Source organism: Ignatzschineria sp. F8392, assembly GCF_002252045.1.
Taxonomy (GTDB): Bacteria; Pseudomonadota; Gammaproteobacteria; order Cardiobacteriales; family Wohlfahrtiimonadaceae; genus Ignatzschineria.
The window spans coordinates 253,247-272,517 of the sequence record NZ_NEFF01000002.1; the positions used below are offsets into that span (position 1 = coordinate 253,247).

The window sequence follows — 19,271 nt, forward strand, 5'->3', positions numbered from 1 at the left end:
CTTAAGATCTCAACCTTTTAAGCGATCCTTTTAAACTGTTTCGTAATCGCTCTTTAAATTTGCTTCCAACTGAAAAGTTTAAGTGAAAACTTAAATATTAGAAGCCTGCGTGAAAATCAGCCTCTTTTGCATTGATCTCATCCGGTGAAATTTCACCTTTAGCAATCTCACGAAGCGCAACAACTGTCGGCTTTGATGCGCGACTAGGGCTTACTGTCGGCTCTGCACCACGCTCTAACTGTCTTGCGCGCTTTGCTGCAACAGCTACTAATTGAAAACGGTTATCAACCTTCTCTAAACAATCTTGTACGGTTACTCGTGCCATAAATTTATCTCCTAACAAACACTAAACATTAAAATATATTGGGAATACTTCTAGGAATACTTCTGAAATACTCTGGGAATAGACTGAGAATATACTGAAAATAGTATTGACAACATATAAAGGAATAAAAACACCCTAAATCTATTTAAGAGTGAGTATTCGGGCTATCGCAATGATATTCAATAACCCATCGAGCCGATATCAATCCGCTTATTACCCTAAGGACGGCATCATACCACTCATTCTATCGATTTTAAAAGAGTCTCAGCTGAGACAGAAAATTAGAGAGATTCACCTAACAAAGCTGTCAATAAATCTCTATTTTTAACCTGCTGATAGGCGGTACGCAGTCGATTAACATGAAAAATTTCCTGTAGATCGCTGAGAGCTCGCTCAAAATCATCATTAATCACAACATAATCAAACTTCTCATAATGCTTTATCTGATTAACAGCATCGGCCATTCGTTGATCGATAACTGCTTGATCATCCTGATTCCGAGAGGAAAGGCGCTCTTCTAATGCATCTAATGAGGGAGGAAGAATAAAGATAAGTTCAGCTTCCGGCATAATTCTCTTCACAGAAGCCGCGCCTTGCCAATCGATCACTAACACCACATCTTTACCGCTCTCTGTATGTTTCTCAATCTCCCAGAGCGATGTCCCATAGAGATTACCGAAGACTTCGGCATACTCTAAAAACTCACCACGATCCACCATTGCGATAAACTCTTCTTTCGAGGCGAAGTGGTAATGAACCCCATTCTCTTCCCCTTCTCTTGGCGCCCTTGTTGTATGTGTCACCGCTCGTGTCACATAAGGATCGCGTGCCATCAGCCCATCTACCAATGTTGTCTTTCCACCACCTGATGGCGCAGAAATTACATAAACCTTACCATTACCTAATGCGCATTTTTGCGATAATTGCATTTTACCCTTCCTGAACAGATATCTATCAATCTTAACAAGGCTTCCCTTGATCGATTATCGAACTAGTATATAATAAACCTCTTGTAATGTTATTCTATTTCCATCAAAAACAGTAGAATAGTAAATCATTTGTAGCGTTCCCAATTATATGGAGTAAAAGCCAATCATGTTGAAAAAATTACTACTTAGCGCCAGTGTTGCTCTCCTTTTAGGGGGCGTAGCTGCGGCACAAAACCAAACTGAAGTTGTCTATCTCAAGCAACACGGTGATTGGAAAGTTGAGTGCTTACAAGATACCGTTCCAGAAGGAACCTTTGAAAGTTGCTTAATGTCTACAACGGGCGACATTGAGTTAACCAATCCTGAAGATGAATCACAAAAGCAAAAAATTAAAGCATTAAGAGCGTCTGTTATCTATATCGATGGCAACCCAACGCTAATCTTCAGTGCGCTTCCAGGAACACTCTTAATTCCCGGTCTTGAATTTAAGATCGATGGCAAGCAACTTGAAATTGATGGTACAAAAGTAACTGGCTTAAGCTTTGAGCGTTGCTTACCAGATGGCTGTATCACGGGTCTTCCGATCAATGATCCTAAAGTTCTTAACAGCTTGAAAAATTCAGGCAAGCTTAATGTCAGCTATACCCATGACTTCTTAGGTCCTGAAACAAACAATGTTAAAATTGACCTCTCCATGAAAGGTTTTACTAACTCTTTAGAAGATTTAGCAAAACAATCTGAGAAGAAGTAATTCACCGATCAATTTAATAAGACCTTAAAGGTTAATGCTTGATTGATATTCAATTAATATCCAATTAATCCTCGATTAACCCTTAAATACTTATTGAAGAGATCATGTGAAAAGAATCGATTTTTGAAGGGATCAACATTGGTTTGATCCCTTTTTTAGATTATAATTATCGCTAAAAGATCACCCTAAAAAGAGATCTCTCAGAGAGCATCAATCGTAGAGATGATCGAAAGAAGATATAGATTATTTCACTTCTACCACTTATCGAATTAGCGATAGAGTTGCATCTCCTTCTCACTATAGTAATTGATGATGAAACTCCCTATAAATAGCGTCAAATCGTGGCGCAACCGATGAATGCAAAATCTTTCGTTCTCCGCTCTCCCTCACTTATCCATTCAAAGATTAAAACTAAAAATTTCATAAAATTATTCATAAAATTAATATAGAGATATCTATGAACTACCCACAACATTTTGGCGTCATTGTTATTGGCGGTGGCCATGCAGGAACAGAAGCAGCGCTTGCATCGGCTCGTCTTGGTGTTCCTACACTCCTTCTCACCCATAATATTGAGACTTTAGGTCAGCTTAGCTGTAATCCTGCTATTGGCGGTATTGGCAAGGGGCAGATTGTAAAAGAGATCGATGCCTTAGGTGGATCGATGGCACATGCAACGGATCTTGCCGGCATTCAATTTCGTATCTTAAATGCCTCCAAAGGTCCTGCCGTTCGCTCAACTCGCGCCCAAGCTGATAGAACTCTCTATAAAACCGCGATTCGTAAGATCTTAGAGAATCAACCCAATCTCTATCTCTTCCAGCAAGCTGCTGATGATCTTATCTTAGAGGGCGATAAAGTTGCCGGCGTCATTACTCAAACAGGAATTCGTTTCCGGGGTGAAACCGTTATTTTAACAGCCGGTACATTCCTCTCTGGCCTCATTCATATCGGGATGGAGAACTATAGCGGGGGAAGAATGGGAGATACGGCGTCGATCTCCCTCTCCCATAAATTAGCGGAACTTAATCTCGGTAAAGGGCGCCTTAAGACAGGAACGCCACCTCGCATCGATGGTAAGAGTATCGATTTTACCAATATGACAGAGCAACCAGGAGATGAGCCAACACCGGTCTTCTCCTACTTGGGTTCTCGTGCAGAGCATCCACGCCAAGTCTCCTGCTGGACAACCTTCACCAACGAACAGACCCATGAGATTATTCGTGGCGGACTCGACCGCTCCCCCATGTACGCTGACAATAAGACAATCGAAGGCTTAGGTCCGCGTTATTGTCCTTCTGTAGAAGATAAGATCATGAAGTTTGCCGATAAGGATCAACATCATGTCTTCTTAGAGCCGGAGGGTCTCGATACCCATGAATATTATCCTAATGGTATCTCAACAAGCCTCCCCTTTGATGTTCAGGTCAATCTTGTTCGCTCAATCCCTGGTCTTGAAAATGCACATATTACTCGCCCAGGTTACGCTATCGAATATGATTTCTACGATCCGCGCAATCTTAAGTTTACTCTTGAGACAAAAGCGATCAACAATCTCTATTTTGCCGGTCAGATTAATGGCACAACCGGCTATGAAGAGGCGGCAGCACAAGGTCTCTTAGCCGGCCTCAATGCCGCGCGACGCTATCTTGAAAAAGATCCATGGTATCCTAAACGTCATGAGGCTTATACCGGCGTCATGATCGATGATCTGATCAATCTCGGTGTTCGTGAACCCTATCGCATGTTCACCTCTCGTGCTGAGCATCGCCTGATCTTAAGGGAAGATAATGCCGATGAGCGCTTAACCCCGATCGGCCGAGAACTCGGTTTAGTCGATGATTATCGCTGGGAAAAATTCTTAGAGAAGCAGGAAGCGATCGCGCAAGCAGAACAACAATTTAAAGATTGGATGATTCGAATAGATTCACCTGCTGGGAAGAAAATTGTTCAGGAAAATAAGGTTGCCCTCAAACAGAATATCCGGGCGATCAATCTTCTTAAACGCCCTGAGATCTCCCTAACAACTCTAGTTCAATTAGAGGATGAACAGGGTCCGGATCTCTCTCAATTTTCAGATGAAGTACTGCAAAAAATTGAAATTCATACTAAATATGAAGGTTATATCAATCGCAGTATTGAGGATATTAAGCGCAATCAAAAATTTGAAAATGCGCCACTTCCTAGTAATGTAGATTACAGTCAAGTGGAAGGGCTCTCTATTGAGATTCAAGAGCGCCTCAATCAAGCACAACCTGAGACATTAGGCCAAGCATCCCGAATTCAAGGGGTTACACCGGCTGCGATCTCATTGATACTCGTTCACTTAAGAAAAGGGAAACTCCCAGTCAAAAACCGAGAAAAGGATTAATAGCATTATGCGTAAAGCCATACTAAGAGTCGCGTTATCATCACTACTTGCACTATCGTTAGGCTCTGCAAATAATCTTGAGAGCATTCTACAGCAGACTCAAGATTCTAAAGTGACATCGCTCTTACAATATCAAAGTGATCCTCTACTTCACTTTCGAGATCATTATGGCTTTACGCTCTATGATTACGCCTTAACACAGAAAGAGCGAGATCTCCTTTCTTGGTTGGCAGCGGAGCAGATTCAAAGCGGGGTCGAATCTAAACTAGTACAACAGACTCAAGTTTGGCTCTACCTACTAAAATATCCTGTCGATAATTTAGTAGGAGAGATGACCTCTGCTTTCCAAAATGATATCGCCTACTATCAAGAGAAACAGAATCTCCCCCTAATTAATGCGATTACGCCAGAATGGTTTATTCCTTTAGAACGTAAAGCGCTACAACCGCTGATCGATTCCCTCAAGAAAGAGAATCCTAACATTGCAGAAGCGGAATTACTCACCTTACTCAATCAGAGAATAGAGGAGAGACTCCCTTCATCAGCAAAACTATTACAAACGCCTTTTGTCACAGCGACAATGCTCAAAAATATTGAGGCAGGAACCATCTCATTCCAATTACCAAAAGGTAAAGTGGCAGAAACAGGCGCAACAACAACGCTTCCCCTCTCCTTTATAACAAAAGCAGAAAAACTCAATAATACGCCCCCTTTTCCCGGTCGAAAATTGCAGCTCTTCTTCGACTTTAATAATGATGAAATCGAAACGCTTCTCAAGCAGAGAGGCAGTCGCAGCAAAATCTTCACTCTACAGACATGGTTAAGAATGGCGGGCTACTTCCCATTACCATTAACAATTGATGGTCAGCGGGGCGCTAATACGCGCACAGCTATTGAGCGCTATCAAGCATCTCTAGGACAGAAACAGGATGGAATCCCAAATCCCACCTGGGAGGTACCCCTTGAAAAAGAGGTTCGTAAAGATGTCCAGCGCCAACTCACTCTCTTAGGATTTTATGATGGTGAGATCGATGGTATCAATGGCATCGGCACAGAAAATGCTATTAAAGCATTTGAGAAGAGCATCAACCTTCCTGAAGTGGGAACCCTCTCTCCCAATATGCTCTTTCATCTCTTCAATGCTCGCTTCTTGCCTGAATCGATCCTCAAAGCGGTAGAAGCAGAACAGAAACAGATAGTTCAAGAGCAAAAATCTTTAAAGCCTTTGGCAAAAGAGGTCGAGAATCATCACCAGGATGCGCCCATAACGACAATCAATCAGCAGCCTGAAGAGAGCACCCCATCTAAAAGATCGAATGAGACAGATCTATCGACATCCTCTTTAGAATCTCCACTGCCCTCACTCATTCCTCCGCTACTCCAAGTAGCACTTGAAAAGCTTGCCGAATCTGATGCTGCAACAGAGAGTAAAGAGCAGGAAGAGATCACAACAGAGAGAAGCATAGAAGCTGAGGATCGCCCAACGACCACTCTCGATCATCAGAGTCAGAATAATAGCAATGAATCAAGCGATGCGAAGGATACCGACGAGCTTGATGAGGCAGAAGAACCTACCATCGATGAGGTACGTTCACTAATCACCCTTGATGAACCCCTGCGAAACTTCTCCCTCTCTCGTAGTGAGATCGACAACCTTGTGATCAAAGCACGTGTTCCTAAGATCTTCTTTACCCAGACAGCCCTCTCCCTGCTCGACCTCTATGATGGTCCACTTGATGGCGCTAACGGTCCTGCAACAAGAGAAGCAATCCGTGCATTTGAGAAAGCATTAGGACAAAATGAGACAGGAGAGCTACTCCCTCGCTGGGAAAATCCTCTCCGTCAGATTGCTTATCGCTTTGTACAATATCGCCTTAAAGAGGATGGTTTCTATAAAGGTGATATCGATGGATTACGTGGTCCCGGCACTCGAGAAGCGATTAAAGCCTATGAAAAATCAACCAATACTGAAGCTGTCGGCGCCCTCACGCCGGTACTACTCTTAACGCTCTTTAATGATGATCTCTCTGATAAGCCCATCAGTGATGAAGAGGTTCCTAGCGACTCTGTAGAAGATGTCTCAGAAGATGGAACCGCCCCTATTACGGCTGAAGAAGACCAAGAGCTACAAGCAGATAGCAATAAGATGGAAGAGCAGTATAAGGCATCAATTAAAGCTTTTGATCTCTCCCACCCCAAAAGTAGCGAAGAGACTGCTCTTGAACAACTTCAACTTGCTTACCTAGGTTTTTACACCGGCACGATAGATGGCCTAAAAGGACCAGGTACCAATCGTGCAGTTGAGGCATTTCAGAAATCCTTCTCTCTTCCTGTTACCGGCAAATTAGATCAGAAGAGTCGTGCACTTCTTGAAGAGGAGAATATCAATAAGTTCCAACGTTATCTTCAACGAACAGGCTATATGAAAGATCGTACAACTGGGACTTTAGGCCCTAAAACACGCCGTGCAATCGGGATTTTAAAAAATCGTTATGGTTACCAAGTTAGTGACAAGCTCGATCTCCCAGCCTATCTGATTCTTATCGATGAAGAGCAGGAGACACAATTTGCGAAAAGCTACTATGAAAAGGTTGTTAAAGAGCGAGAAGCGGCTGAAAAGATAGTCGATACACAAGCCTATCTCATCGGTTTTGGTATCTTAAATGGTCGTGCTGATGGAAAGATGGGGCCGGCAACAGAGGGCGCTATTCAGACCTACCGTTCACAACAAGGGCTTAAAAAAGGAAAAGAGATCGATACTGCGCTCTTAGAGTCCTTTAAAAAGAATGCGCCCAAACAGGCTCAAACTTACCTCCAACAGTTAGGTTATCCAATAAAACCTGATGGTATTTTTGGTAAAAACTCTAAAAAGCAGTTGAATGCTTTCCTAACGAAAGCGAAAAAACCACAATCGGAAATTGTAACTGCCGAGATTCTTATGGAGTTACAGAGAGCTGTTGCCGCAAAAGTAGCAAGAGAACGTACAGCAAGTAGCAGTAGTAATACACGCAGTAGCGCACCTCGCCCTACCACTGCCGTTCCACCCCTTAAGAAAGGACTCCAACAAGATGCAGCCTTTGCTCGAGCGCCGGGGGGGACGGTGAATGGTCGCCTACAGATTGTGAAGAATGGATCAGGCCAAGTTGTCGGCTGTAAAGTTAACAACATCACCATGGCTGCCGATTGGTGTACCGGAAAGCGTAATGGTGCTCAATGCCGCGTCCTCTACAAAAATCAACGCGTTCTCTCAATGAGTTGCAAATAGTTCAAATAAATAGTTCAAGTAAATAGTTTAAACAACTAATTAAATAACTTAAAAACAATTTGAAAAGTAGATAAGCAATATTACAAAAGAGTAATTCAAATACTGTATTGCAAAAGACCTCAAAAGCTATATCCGCTTTTGAGGTCTCTTTTTATCCATGTTCTCTCAATCAAAGCTCTCGAAGAGATAGATCTCCGGAGATAATGGTGCGAATCTCTCCATCGGGCAACTCGACTAATAGCGCACCGCTCTCATCAATCCCTACTTCGCTACCGATCAATAGATCACGATCTGAGATAAGTTGCACACGACGTCCATAGAGAAGGCTAATCTTAGGCCAGATTAGAGTGAAATCAGGTAACTTCTCCCTAACAGGAATCCCCTGTTCAAGGGCATAAGATTGAGCCTCAACCAATTCACAAAGATGGTAGATCTTTTCACTTAAACGCGCAATCAGCCGATTTCGATCTAACGGCTCACCCAAAATCAATTCACAACAGGTAGGACGATTTCCCACTAATTCTAATTCTGAGTCATATTGATTATTAACCCCAATACCAATAATGACCTCAACATCATGACTATTGAAGATACTCTCTACCAATATCCCTGCTAATTTTGATTGTCCAACCCAGATATCATTTGGCCACTTTACCTTCGCACCACAAATTCCCAGCTCCTCAAGCACTTCTAAAAGAAGCGCACCAATACGGAGACTTAAAGAGCTTAAATAGGGGATCGATCGATGAGAAAAGTGGTATTTAAAAGAGAAATAGAGATTTTTAGCTAAAGGAGAGATCCACGCTTTCGCTCTTCTGCCCCGACCACCCGTCTGCATCTCAGCTACAGCGATCTTTGCAATTGCCTTCTCAGAGAGATTATTCGGGAGAAATTGATAATATTGCTCACCCCAATAGGATAAGGGACGCTGAAGATCACTATTTGTAGAATCTGTGATAAAACGACGGACAAAGCATAATTCCCCTTGCAAAGCAGGCGGCAAGAGTTGTGATACTCGTTGAAGATCGAGGGGCTGATAACCGCTAGAGATAATGCTTCCAGCCTTAAGATCCACCTGAATGAGATCCGTCAAGGTTGATAGATATTGCAACGCTTTTTGAAAAATCGCCTCACTCCCTTTTTGTCGTAACAGTAAAGGTGCGTCACCCTGTTGCAACATCTGCTGATAGAGCTGATGATCTTCATACACTCCTGCAGTTGCTAATTGTAAAAAGAGTTGATCGAGAAGCGCCTGCTCTGCCCGCCCTTCCCAACGATGACTCCCCCAATGATTATCCATCGATACCTGCCTATTTCTCTATTAATATTAACGATTCTGTTAATGGCCCTGTTAATGGATCCTGTTAACGACCTGACTAATGATTCCCTTAGTTACTCCATTAGTTATCCCATTAATAATTACATTAATAGTTTCATTAACGAATCTAAGCCTAAGCGATCTAATGATCGTCAAATTATCAGCCACAAAGAAAAAGAGTGCTAAATAGCACTCTTTCTACAACCGCTCTATCTCTTCAATTAACTAAAAAAGATAACACTAAAGAGAAGCGCCCAACCGACAATACAGAGTAAGGCAATAATGTAGAGCGGAAGCTTATATATAAATACACTTTCTGACATATAAAACCCCCTACAAATAGATCAATCAAATATTGTTATAGTACATTAACTACCGCATTCGCCGCAAGCTCAATATTCTGGTCATTCAACGCAGCAATACAGATACGACCGGTATCAACAGTATAGATAGCATAATCCTTTTTCATTTTTGCCACTTGATCTGCGCTAAGTCCTGAGTAAGAAAACATTCCCGCTTGATCATTGATGAAGCTAAAGTCGATCTTATCTTGCTTACTATTGAGGAGCTCTACAAATTTTGAGCGCATTGTCTTAATTCTATCTCGCATCTCTGCAAGTTCTGCCTCCCACTCTGCTCGTAGTTGGTCATCCGCTAAGACATAGTGGACAATCTGAGCACCATAAGAAGGGGGTGAAGAGTAGATTGCACGCACCATAATCTTCAATTGTGAAGTAACACGCTCTTGCTCCTCTTTATCGGAGGTAATGACCGTTAATGCTCCAATTCGCTCACTATAGAGTGAGAAAGATTTAGAGAAGGAGGTGGCAATAAAGACCGGCATCTCTTTTTCTGCAAAGATATGGATCGCTTCTGCATCTTCACGAATACCTTTTGAGAATCCTTGATATGCCATATCTAAGAATGGAATTAAATTACGCGCTTTAAAGAGCTCTGCTAACTGCTGCCACTCTTCTGTAGAGAGATCTGCCCCGGTAGGGTTATGACAACAAGCATGAAGCACAACGATCGACTCTTCTGGAATCTCTTCCATCTTCTTGAAAAAGGCAGCAAAATCAACCCCTTTCGTTTTAGGATCAAAATAGGGATATTCCTCTACTTCAAACCCGGCGCCGGCAAAGATTGCAATATGGTTATTCCATGTCGGTTTTGAGACATAAACCTTACTATTAGGTTTAATACTATGTAAGAAATCAGCACCTACTTTTAATGCCCCCGTTCCACCTAAAGATTGTACCGTTGCTAAACGTCGTGTCTGATAGAGCTCATGATCCTCTGTAAAGAGAAGCTTCTGTACACAATCGATATAACTTCCTAAACCTTGCATTGGAAGATAGACGCGCGGTCCTGAGTGTTCAAAAAGATAAGCCTCTGCTGCTTTTACCGCTTTTAAGACTGGCACTTTTCCTTCAGCATCTGAATAGATACCGATACTTAAGTTTACCTTCTCTTCTCTAGGGTCATTTTTATATGACTCTACTACCCCTAAAATCGCGTCATCCGGCGCTAATGGAACATCGTTAAATAGTTTCATCCTAATTCCTTATTATCTTTACTTTTATAGTGGCCAAAAATAGATCACTGCCGGCACTGCTGTTAAAACCAGTAACAGATCGAGCAACAACCCCATTCGCCAATAATCCCCAAACTGATAGCCTCCTGGTCCCATCACCAATGTATTTGAATGGTGCCCTATCGGAGTATTAAAAGCACAAGAGCAAGCGATTGCAATGATCATTAAATAGGGATCGATATTGTGTCCCATCATATTTGCAACACCTACGGCAATAGGTGCCATTATGACCGCTGTTGCTGAGCTATTAATTACATCGGTAATCAGCATCGTTACGAGCATGATTATAGACAATACTAGCATAGCAGGAAGCCCTTCTAAAAGGGGAACAATCGATGAGACAATAATATTTGTTGCCCCACTCGAGTCGAGCGCAGCACCCACAGTGATAAAACATCCTAAAAGGACAATAAGAGGTCCATCAATACTCTGGTAGACCTCTCGAAGTGAGACTAAACGGAAAATGATGAGAAGAAAAATTGCCAGCGGGAAAGCGATATGGGGCGGTAAGATCTGAAATGCTACCAATAGAATAGAGACAATAAAGATTCCAACTGTTGGCAATAATTTTGAAGAGGGCTTTAAACGTATATTACGTTCAGCAAGTGGTAGGCACCCGAGATAATTCATTGTTTCGGGTAACTCCTTCTTATCTCCCTGAATAAGCAGAATATCCCCCGGTTTTAAGGTTAAACGGGAGAAGCGTTGCCGTATACTCTCGCTTTGACGCGATATCCCTAATATATTGATTTTATAGCGCTCTCGAAGATAGAGCTCTGAGATCATATGCCCTGCAATTCTAGCCCCGGGATTAACAACAACTTCTAACGTCTGTAGAGAATCGACGCCATCCCCCTCTTTTCCCTCTTTAGTAAAACGGATATTCACTCCCGAGAGAAGCTCTAGCTGCTTGAGATCTTCCGGCTGCCCTTCAATTAAGAGGACATCATTTTCTCGCAATATCTCCTCTTTACTCGGAGAGAGGAGTCGTCTTGCCCCACGAAGAAGCGTCACAACATTGACATGATCTTCTGTCACCTTCTCTAGTTCTGCAATCGTCTTCCCAATAAACTTATTATTCGGCAAGATCTTTGCCTCTAAAAGATAATCATCGGTCTCAAAGAGACGACTATTATTCTCTGTATCCCGAATCGGAATAAGACGCCAACCAATAAATGAGATATAGAGGAGACCAACAATAACCACCACGATTCCGACGGGCAAAAAGTCGAACATCGCAAAGGCTCCAGCCGCAGGATCCACTGTCTCTCGATATTGAGCAATAATCATATTAGGGGGCGTACCAATTAATGTCGCAGTTCCCCCTAAAAGAGAAGCGAAAGCCATCGGCATCAGTAACTTTGACGTCGGAATATGGTAGCGTTGAGAAACTTGTAACGCGACCGGCATAATGAGCGCTAACGCCCCCACATCATTCATAAATGCTGAGAAGAAAGCGACCAACCCCGTTAGCGTTAAAACCAATAATACGGGGCGATCTGAAAAACGGCTCAAATGTTGAGAGAGATGGTAAGTCACCCCTGTATTTCCCAAGGCATTACTGAGGACCAAAACGGAGGCGACCGTAATAACAGCTCGATGGCTAAAGCCTGAGAAAGCATTATTGAGTGGTACAACACCCACCAATACCATCGCTAATAGTGCCCCGAGAGCGACCACATCAAAGCGCCACTTTCCTAACATGAAAGCGATAAAACTACAGAATAGAATCAATAATGCATAGAGCTGCGTATTGGTTATTCCGCTGATAAGTGGATCAGAAAATATTGTCAGCATGTGACTCCATCTACTTCCGAATGTCTACTGTCGGGATATTAATAACTTTTCTTGTGCTGAAAGCATAGCGCCTCTCTCCTCCATTGTAAATGGTTCCTGAGAGTATTCACCACTCTTACCATCGAGAATCCATGCCGTATAATCAGCAAAGTAAGCGAGCAATCCTTCATTGATAAGATGGCGCTTAATAGAGGGATGCTCTATCGGAACAGCCACCTCAATACGACGAAAGAAATTACGATGCATCCAATCGGCGCTCGAGATATAGACCCGCTCCTCTCCTGCTCGATAGAAATAGAAGACGCGAGAGTGCTCTAAGAAACGCCCGACAACTGAATAGACCCGAATATTCTCCGAAAAGCCTTTTAAGCCAGGTCTCAAAGAGCAAGCGCCACGAACTAAAAGATTGATAATTACGCCGGCATTAGATGCTTCATAGAGCTTTTCAACAATGCCCTCCTCTAAGAGCGCATTCATACGTGCCATAATCGATGCCGGTCTTCCCGCTTTAGCTTCCTCAATTTCAAAATTGATATGGGCTATTAAATTATCATAGAGATTAAAAGGCGCTTGCCATAGCCTCTTTAATTGTGGAGGGCGCCCTAAGCTGCCCAAATTCACAAAGATATTGGTCACATCTTGTGCGATCTCGCGATTCCCCGTCATAATCGCAAAATCAGTATAGAGTCTTGCTGTTCCCGTATGATAATTGCCGGTACTCAGGTGGGTATAATACTCAAGATGGTCGGGATTTTCTTCAGTCGGCTCATTGCGAACAATCAATAACATCTTCGCATGTGTTTTATAACCAAAGATTCCATAGACAACCTTAACACCCGCCTCTTCAAGAATCGCAGCCCAAGTAAGATTGGTCTCTTCATCAAAACGTGCCATCAACTCACAGACAACATTAACCTCTTTACCATTTTTTGCGGCAGTTATCAGATGCTTCATCAATTGTGAGTCGTTACCGGTACGATAGATCGTCATCCGGATCATCTGTACCTGAGGATCATTCGCGGCAACTTCGAGTAATCTTACCGTGGGGGCAAAGCTATCAAACGGATGGTGAAAAAGTTGATCTTTTCCCTTAATAATGGAAAAGATATCATCAGTATCAACCCACTTCTCCGCATATTTTGGATAGAACTCTGGATAGAAGAGCTCATCTTTATCTTTTACAAAATGACTCAGCTCTCGAAAGCGACAAAGATCGATAAAGTTCGCGATCGGATAGATCTCTGTTGTCGGCAACTCAAACTCTTTTGCTAAAAACTCTACCAACTTCTTCGGCATCTGAGCACTAATTTCAAGGCGCACCGCATGCCCAAAATTTCGTTGATGAAGCTCCCCTTTTAATGCCTGATGTAAATTTGTAAGTTCCTCTTTATCGATAAAAAGATGGCTATTGCGCGTCACTCTAAATTGATAAGCCGCTTTTACCACAAAGCCATCAAAAATCACTTTCAATTGATCGCGAATAATTTCACTAACAGTGGTAAAACGGACATGTGATAGATCGTTGCTCGGCAAACGGATCAATGCCGGCAAATTCTTCGGGATAGAGAGCATCGCTGTATCAACCTCTCGCCCGTAGATATCTTTCCCCTTCAACTCAATAATATAGTTGAGCGACTTGTTGTAGATATGGGGAAAAGGATGGGCAATATCGAGTGCTATCGGCGTTAAAAGCGGATTAATTGACTCATTAAAATAACTCAGTAATTGCGCTTTATCAGCATCAGTCCAATCTCGTCGATGGATAAATTCTATATTCGCCTCAGATTTTAAGAGCGGCAAAATCTCCTGGTCGAGAAGTTTATATTGCGCTTTAACTAATGCTGTTACACGCTGATAGATCACTTTCTGCCAAACATCAACAGGCTCCCCATCAATCAGAGTCTCTCCGGCAAAGATGCGCTCCTTAATATTTGCAAAACGCACCTCAAAAAATTCATCAAGGTTAGAGGAGACGATCGTCATAAAATTGAGTCGCTCCAATAGTGGGATGTGGGGATTTTCTGCCTGCTTTAAAACTCGCTCTTGGAAAGCGAGAATAGATTTTTCACGATTAATTAAAGGCAATTCAAATTCCATACTCTCATCCCATTATTAAAATAGTCAAAATGACAATACCCAAACAACTCAACAGCTCAGCAATTAGCAGTTAGCAGTTAGCATCAATATCGCCTTTCTCTATCAAAGCGTTCTATTAAGCCGCTCTTCCACGTCATTATTATAACGTAATTTACCGCAACGTAATTGATGATCGCCAATAACCGATTCTCTACACAATAGTAACAATCACAAGATATAAGCGTAACGATAATATATAACAGGCATAATAAAAAATATAATTTAAATACAATGATAAATACAATAAAAAATACAAGAGGAGACACAGAGCTGAAGAAGTAATGAGACAGCTCTCATGGGCTCATTGTTTGATTAGATTTGATATCGATACTACTCTAAATAAGAGCCAATAAAAAACCCACATCAGAATGTGGGTTTTTCTTTAATACTTCTTAACTACTTAATATCATCGATATTGTAGATCTCTAAAGATTTTTCAATCTATTTACTGCATCTAATTGAGATTTTGCTAATGTTAACTCAATTAACGCCTTCTCAATATCGAGCTCAGGCTTACCTGAGTCAAGTACAGCCTTAGCTTCAGCTCTCGCTTTTTCAACCGCGGCTTGATCAAGATCTGCAGCACGCTCAGCACTATCTGCTAAAACAATCACTTCTGTCGGTTGTACCTCAAGAATACCACCTGAAATCCAGAAGACCTCTTTTGTACCATTCTCGAGCTCTAAGCGAACTTGTCCTGGCTTGAGGTGTGCTAAAGTTGGAACATGACCAGGATAAACGCCTATCTCACCAGTAATTGCTGTAACTGCAAAGAATGTTGCAGTGCCAGAGTATAGCTCTTTTTCAGCACTTACAATAGTGACTTTGATAGTTTTCATATTATCCCCTTATTTACTTATTCTTCTCTTTCGCGTAACGATCAAGAACTTCGTTAAAGTTACCGGTCATGTAGAACATCTGCTCAGGAATATGGTCACCTTCACCTGCAAGAATCGCCTTGAAGCTTGCAATAGTGTCTTGAAGTGATACATATTTACCCGGTGCACCAGTAAATACTTCTGCTACATGGAATGGCTGTGATAAGAAACGTTGAATCTTACGAGCACGAGCAACAGTCAATTTATCTTCTTCTGAAAGCTCATCCATACCAAGAATTGCAATAATATCTTTAAGTTCTTGATAACGCTGAAGGATCATCTGTACGCCACGAGCAACATCATAATGCTCTTGACCAATGACTAATGGATCAAGCTGACGTGATGTTGAATCAAGTGGATCAACAGCAGGATAGATACCTAATGAAGCGATATCACGTGAAAGAACGATTGTCGCATCTAAGTGAGCAAACGTTGTTGCTGGTGATGGGTCAGTTAAGTCATCCGCAGGAACATATACTGCTTGTACTGATGTGATCGAACCTTTTTTCGTAGAAGTGATACGCTCTTGGAGAACACCCATCTCTTCTGCAAGTGTCGGCTGATAACCTACTGCAGATGGCATACGACCTAAAAGTGCAGAAACCTCTGTACCCGCAAGTGTATAACGATAGATATTATCGATAAAGAGAAGAACATCACGACCTTCATCACGGAAGTACTCAGCCATTGTTAAGCCTGAGAGTGCAACACGCAGACGGTTTCCAGGTGGCTCATTCATCTGACCATAAACCATCGCAACTTTATCTAATACGTTAGAGTCTTTCATCTCGTAGTAGAAGTCGTTACCTTCACGAGTACGCTCACCAACTCCCGCAAACACCGAAAGACCTTCGTGTGCTTTAGCGATGTTATTGATCAACTCCATCATGTTTACGGTTTTACCAACACCCGCACCACCGAAGAGACCAACTTTACCACCTTTTGCGAAAGGACAGAGTAAGTCGATAACCTTAATACCTGTTTCGAGAACTTCTGTAGAACCTGCTTGATCTTCGTAGCTTGGTGCTTTTCTATGAATTGCCCAATGCTCTTTAGCTTCAACAGGACCTGCATAGTCTACTGGACGTCCTAAAACATCCATGATACGACCTAGCGTACCTTCACCCACTGGTACTGAGATTGGCTGCTTAGTATCTACAACTTCAACACCACGCTTAAGCCCATCTGAACTACCCATTGCGATCGTTCTTACAACGCCATCACCTAATTGTTGCTGTACTTCAAGTACGAGATCATCTTTTGACCCTACAACATTAAGTGCACTATATATACTTGGAACAGCATCGCGTGGGAATTCCACGTCAACAACTGCACCAATTACCTGTACAATTTTTCCTGACATACTCTATCTAAACCTCTATTAACCCAAATTTTTGTTAACGTCGTATTAATTGATTGCTGCTGCACCACTAACAATCTCAGTAATTTCCTGAGTAATTGCTGCTTGACGAGCTTTGTTATAAACCAATTGCAACTCATCTATTAAATCGCTTGCGTTATCGCTTGCGGCCTTCATCGCAATCATACGAGCTGCCATTTCACAGGCAACGTTTTCAACGACTGCTTGAAAGATCACACTTTCAATATAACGATCTAATACAGTATTCATTAGCTCTACAGGCTCAGAGTCATAGACATAATCCCACGCAAGATTTGAATCTTCCGCTAAACTCTCAATGCCTATCTGTCTCTGAAGCGTTCCGGGAACGACAGGGAGAACCTGAATACCAATTGGCTTTTGCGTCATTGTATTCACAAACTCGTTAGCAAAAACATGGAGTTCATCAATTTTTCCTTCTTGGAAAAGATCTAGCATTGCAGTTGTAATACCAATCAGATCTTTCGACGCAGGTGCATCACCTAAATTATTCACAGTCGCAACAAGATCATGCCCAAATCGACTAAAGAAAGCATTTGCTTTATTACCGATCGTGGCAACTTCAATCTCAATACCCGCTTCCTGCCACTCTTTCATCTTCGTGACAACTAGCTTAAATAGGTTGTTATTTAACCCACCTGCTAATCCACGGTCGGAGCTGACAACAATCATTCCCACGCGTTTCACTTCTCGTGGAATTAAGTATTCATGTTTGAATTCTTCAGGTGTTGCCTCAGCCAAATGCGCAGCGAGCTTAATAACCTGTTGCGCATAAGGTAGAGATCGATTGCGTCGAAGTTGCGTAGCCCGCATCTTACTCGCTGCAACCATCTCCATCGCACTAGTAATCTTCTGAGTATTACTAATACTTTTAATCTTACTACGTATTTCTTTTCCAACAGCCATGAAATTCCTACCTAATTGCTATGTGTTATGAACTGAAAAGCAGCTTATTAAGCTACTTTCCAGCTTCCACCTTTCTTATACTGACTAACAACTTTATCAAGTGCATCTAACACATCTTGGTTATAAGCACCTTTGCTGTTGATGTCTTTTAAGAGCTCTTGGTCTGTTGCATTCGCTGATGCAATAAGACCTTGTGCAAATGGACGAACTTCTTCAACTGGCAAATCATCAACATATTTGTACTCAATCGCATAGAGGATAAGAGCCATCTCAGCAATTGTGTAAGGACGATATTGCGCCTGCTTCATCAATTCCATAACACGAACACCACGTGCTAACTGTCTACGTGTTACTTCATCAAGATCTGAAGCAAACTGGGAGAACGCTGCGAGCTCACGATATTGAGCAAGTGCAAGACGTACACCACCACCAAGCTTACTGATTAACTTCGTTTGTGCCGCACCACCAACACGAGATACCGAGATACCCGCATTCATTGCTGGACGAACACCAGAGTTAAAGAGGTCTGTTTCAAGGAAGATCTGACCATCTGTGATTGAGATAACGTTAGTTGGTACGAACGCAGATACGTCCCCACCTTGTGTCTCAATGATTGGTAATGCAGTTAATGAACCTGTTTTACCTTTTACTTCACCATTTGTGAACTTCTCAACATAATCAGCGTTAACGCGTGCCGCACGCTCAAGAAGACGTGAGTGAAGATAGAAAACATCCCCAGGATAAGCTTCACGACCTGGTGGACGACGAAGAAGAAGGGAGATTTGACGATATGCAACCGCTTGTTTTGATAAGTCATCATAGATGATTAATGCATCTTCACCACGATCACGGAAATATTCACCCATTGTACAACCGGTGTACGCTGAGAGGTATTGAAGCGCCGCTGACTCAGAGGCACTCGCTGCAACAACGATCGTATGATCCATTGCGCCATGCTCTTCTAATTTAGCTACAATATTTGCGATCGTAGAGTTTTTCTGACCGATTGCAACATAGATACATTTCACGCCACTATTTTTTTGGTTGATAATAGTATCGATTGCAATAGCTGTTTTACCTGTTTGACGGTCACCGATAATCAATTCACGCTGACCACGACCGATTGGAACCATTGAGTCAATTGCGATGTAACCTGTTTGCATTGGCTGATCAACAGATTGACGATCGATAACGCCAGGCGCGATCTGCTCAATAGGTGCAGTCAATTTAGTGCCAAGCTCACCCTTTCCGTCGATAGGATTTCCCAGTGCATCAACAACACGACCAAGAAGTTCTGGACCAATAGGAGCTTCAAGGATACGGCCTGTACATTTAACTTTGTCCCCTTCAGTGATCTTTTCATAATCACCTAAGAGTACAACACCCACTGAATCTCTCTCAAGGTTCAGTGCAAGACCACGAACGCCATGTGGTAATTCAACCATTTCACCTTGCATCACAGAATTGATTCCGTGAACGCGAGCAATCCCATCAGTTAAACTTACTACTGTACCTTCAGTACTCTCTTCGGGCTTGAGCTCAAATTCTTCAATCTTGGATTTAATGAGATCACTGATCTCAGATGGATTTAATTGCATCTTT

General features: G+C 42.3%; 13 protein-coding genes. 3 read left to right on the forward strand and 10 right to left on the reverse strand.

Annotated elements, in window-relative coordinates:
* Positions 1–97: 97 nt before the first annotated feature.
* Both rpoZ and gmk read right to left on the reverse strand, forming a co-directional pair.
* Complete coding sequence (rpoZ, locus tag B9T19_RS05375) at positions 98–325, reverse strand: DNA-directed RNA polymerase subunit omega (protein ID WP_094567573.1); 228 nt, start codon at positions 323–325, stop codon at positions 98–100.
* 281 nt (positions 326–606) lie between these two features.
* Positions 607–1,254 carry a guanylate kinase gene (gene gmk, locus B9T19_RS05380; protein WP_094567574.1) on the reverse strand — a complete coding sequence of 216 codons (648 nt, stop codon included), beginning with the start codon at positions 1,252–1,254 and terminating at the stop codon, positions 607–609.
* A gap of 166 nt (positions 1,255–1,420) precedes the next feature.
* Here gmk and B9T19_RS05385 point away from each other — a divergent pair, with 166 nt between their 5' ends.
* The 3 genes from B9T19_RS05385 (at position 1,421) to B9T19_RS05395 (ending at position 7,641) form a co-directional block, all read left to right on the forward strand.
* Positions 1,421–2,005, forward strand: coding sequence for an invasion associated locus B family protein (locus tag B9T19_RS05385; protein WP_094567575.1), 585 nt, complete (start codon positions 1,421–1,423; stop codon positions 2,003–2,005).
* Between the two features lie 457 nt (positions 2,006–2,462).
* The gene (mnmG, locus tag B9T19_RS05390; protein WP_094567576.1) at positions 2,463–4,376 is read left to right on the forward strand and encodes a tRNA uridine-5-carboxymethylaminomethyl(34) synthesis enzyme MnmG; all 1,914 of its coding nucleotides are present in this window, start codon (positions 2,463–2,465) and stop codon (positions 4,374–4,376) included.
* 7 nt (positions 4,377–4,383) lie between these two features.
* The gene (locus tag B9T19_RS05395) at positions 4,384–7,641 is read left to right on the forward strand and encodes a peptidoglycan-binding protein (protein ID WP_094567577.1); all 3,258 of its coding nucleotides are present in this window, start codon (positions 4,384–4,386) and stop codon (positions 7,639–7,641) included.
* A gap of 169 nt (positions 7,642–7,810) precedes the next feature.
* On the opposite strand, the gene B9T19_RS05400 is transcribed toward B9T19_RS05395, so the two are convergent.
* The 8 genes from B9T19_RS05400 to atpA all read right to left on the reverse strand — a co-directional run bounded on the left by B9T19_RS05400 (position 7,811) and on the right by atpA (position 19,267).
* A complete protein-coding gene (locus B9T19_RS05400) occupies positions 7,811–8,941 on the reverse strand; it encodes a biotin--[acetyl-CoA-carboxylase] ligase (RefSeq protein ID WP_094567578.1) in 1,131 nt (376 codons plus the stop codon).
* A 376-nt stretch (positions 8,942–9,317) separates the two neighbouring features.
* The gene (locus tag B9T19_RS05405) at positions 9,318–10,514 is read right to left on the reverse strand and encodes an amino acid aminotransferase (RefSeq protein ID WP_094567579.1); all 1,197 of its coding nucleotides are present in this window, start codon (positions 10,512–10,514) and stop codon (positions 9,318–9,320) included.
* A 24-nt stretch (positions 10,515–10,538) separates the two neighbouring features.
* Complete coding sequence (locus B9T19_RS05410) at positions 10,539–12,350, reverse strand: SLC13 family permease (RefSeq protein WP_094567580.1); 1,812 nt, start codon at positions 12,348–12,350, stop codon at positions 10,539–10,541.
* A 24-nt stretch (positions 12,351–12,374) separates the two neighbouring features.
* Positions 12,375–14,447, reverse strand: a complete 2,073-nt coding sequence (gene ppk1 / locus B9T19_RS05415) for a polyphosphate kinase 1 (RefSeq protein WP_094567581.1) — start codon at positions 14,445–14,447, stop codon at positions 12,375–12,377.
* 464 nt (positions 14,448–14,911) lie between these two features.
* The gene (locus B9T19_RS05420; protein WP_094567582.1) at positions 14,912–15,325 is read right to left on the reverse strand and encodes a F0F1 ATP synthase subunit epsilon; all 414 of its coding nucleotides are present in this window, start codon (positions 15,323–15,325) and stop codon (positions 14,912–14,914) included.
* 13 nt (positions 15,326–15,338) lie between these two features.
* Positions 15,339–16,727, reverse strand: a complete 1,389-nt coding sequence (gene atpD, locus B9T19_RS05425; protein ID WP_094567583.1) for a F0F1 ATP synthase subunit beta — start codon at positions 16,725–16,727, stop codon at positions 15,339–15,341.
* A gap of 45 nt (positions 16,728–16,772) precedes the next feature.
* The gene (atpG, locus tag B9T19_RS05430) at positions 16,773–17,669 is read right to left on the reverse strand and encodes a F0F1 ATP synthase subunit gamma (RefSeq protein ID WP_094567584.1); all 897 of its coding nucleotides are present in this window, start codon (positions 17,667–17,669) and stop codon (positions 16,773–16,775) included.
* 47 nt (positions 17,670–17,716) lie between these two features.
* On the reverse strand, positions 17,717–19,267 hold the full coding sequence (atpA, locus tag B9T19_RS05435) for a F0F1 ATP synthase subunit alpha (RefSeq protein WP_094567585.1): 1,551 nt from the start codon (positions 19,265–19,267) through the stop codon (positions 17,717–17,719).
* Between the last annotated feature and the right edge of the window lie 4 nt (positions 19,268–19,271).